Consider the following 1,789-nt stretch of genomic DNA (forward strand, 5'->3'; position numbering starts at 1 on the left):
TGAGGTCCGCGGACCCGTCACGAGCTGCCACTGCACGGGAGCGCCGGCGCCGCCGGTTCGACAAGGCTCGCGAATCCACCGGATGCTCCTCGTGGACATCGCGCCAGGAATGGCCGTGCGACGGCCGGCTGGAATGAGGCGACCTCCTCCTGCGCACAGCGCTCTGGAGCACCTGATCCCGGGGGCAAACCACCGAAGCGGATGGAGTGCGCAGACTGGGACAGGCTCGCAGGCCACGGCGACGTGGGGTATTGCCCGATCCCGGCAACTGAGGCGCCCCCTCCCTTGGCGGAGGGGGCGCAGGCAACCGGTTGAGGCAGGTGCCGGCCTGGAATGGCTATTCCGGCAGCGGTATGGCGAACTCTGCCAGCGCAGCTGCCCCGGCGGCTTTGCCCGTCAGCCGCCGGTAGGTGAGTGTCCAGGCGCCATTGATGAACGTCTGCAGCACGGCGTTGACGAGCAGCAGGATCGGGAAGTAGCCGAGGGTGCACAGGCCGCTCACCAATAGCCCGCCGGTGATGTTCGCCTGCTCACCGCTGGCGAGGGTGATGAAAAGCGGCATCATCAGCAGCAAGATCGGCACCGACAGAATCAACCCAATCACCAGCCCTCCACCGAGCAGGATCAGCCCCATCAGCAACGCCGGCCCGGGGTTGCTTCGCAGCACCTCCCAGCCGCGCCGGAAGCCATCCAGCGCCTTCTGGTTGTCATCGATCAGCGATATCTGCGCCAGCGACACATAGACTCCGAGCAGGAAAGCCGCCGGCAAACCGATACACAGGAGGGGCACCAGGCAGATGCCCAGGCTGCCGATTGCGGCGACGAACACCAGCGCGGCAGCCACGATGCCGAGCAGCAGTAGCAGCAAGCGGAAGCCGAGCAGGCGCCAGAAGTGCCTCATACCCAGCCGGAAGGCCTGGCCGAGGCTGACGTCCTTCCCTTCGTCGGCTTGGCGAAACGCCGCGATCAATCCCCCTGTCCCAACCACGCCCAGGACGAAGAAGACCAGGATCAGGATGAGAGCTCCTATAGCAAGCGCGATCCATACCCACCCCGGGATTTCCAGCATGGCCTGGCCAAGCTGGCTGTCGTTCCCGGACGTACGCCACCCCGTGCCGCTCCCCCCACCGCCGCCAGTCCCGCAGCCGGCGAGCAGGCCGAGCACCCAAAGGCCCTTGTAGCGCCAGGTGATCTGCCAGGTTCTCGTCAGGACTTCGCCGAAATCCATTCTTCCTCCTTTCCCCCCGGGGGTCTTGGGGGGGTCACGTGCCACGCAGGGGCAGGGTCAGTCTACAGGGCAAGCAGGGGCAATTGTGGATGTTCTGCCACGACTGTATCACGAGCCGCGACCTATCTGCGGTGCGCCGGCACGGAGGGGCCTCGGGCGGGAGGCTGGTGCCGGGATGCCCTGCACTGGGGGCGGCGATCCGCAGCTGCGGCCGACCGGGCCAAGCAGGGAGGAGGTCGGCTCCCGGCTGTAGGCCTGGTACTGCTCCAGACGCGGGGGACCGCCCCGGGCCGCTTTCTCCGCCCTTTCAAGGAAACTGTTGGCAGCTGTGCTGCGAGGTATACTCGGACTGCCGCCGGGCTATCCACTCCATGATGGGGCGAATGGCGCTCGACGCCCCTGCCGCTGGACCCAGAGTTATCCCGTAGGAGGAATCCCAGCGGGTGGAAAGCCCATTCTGCGCATAGCCAATCTCACCGAAAGGAATCCCGATGGGACCTCTGCCCGATCCGGAGGCCGCGCCTTTGGCGGGACCTCGCTCCGGGGTCCAAGGCGTGCCAA

Annotated in this window: 1 protein-coding gene; it reads right to left on the reverse strand. The window is 66.7% G+C overall.

Annotated features, from left to right (window positions below; all coding sequences use genetic code 11):
• Positions 1 to 337: 337 nt before the first annotated feature.
• Complete coding sequence (locus tag MUO23_11095) at positions 338 to 1,228, reverse strand: hypothetical protein (GenBank protein ID MCJ7513502.1); 891 nt, start codon at positions 1,226 to 1,228, stop codon at positions 338 to 340.
• Between the last annotated feature and the right edge of the window lie 561 nt (positions 1,229 to 1,789).

The organism is Anaerolineales bacterium (assembly GCA_022866145.1).
Lineage (GTDB): Bacteria > Chloroflexota > Anaerolineae > Anaerolineales > E44-bin32 > PFL42.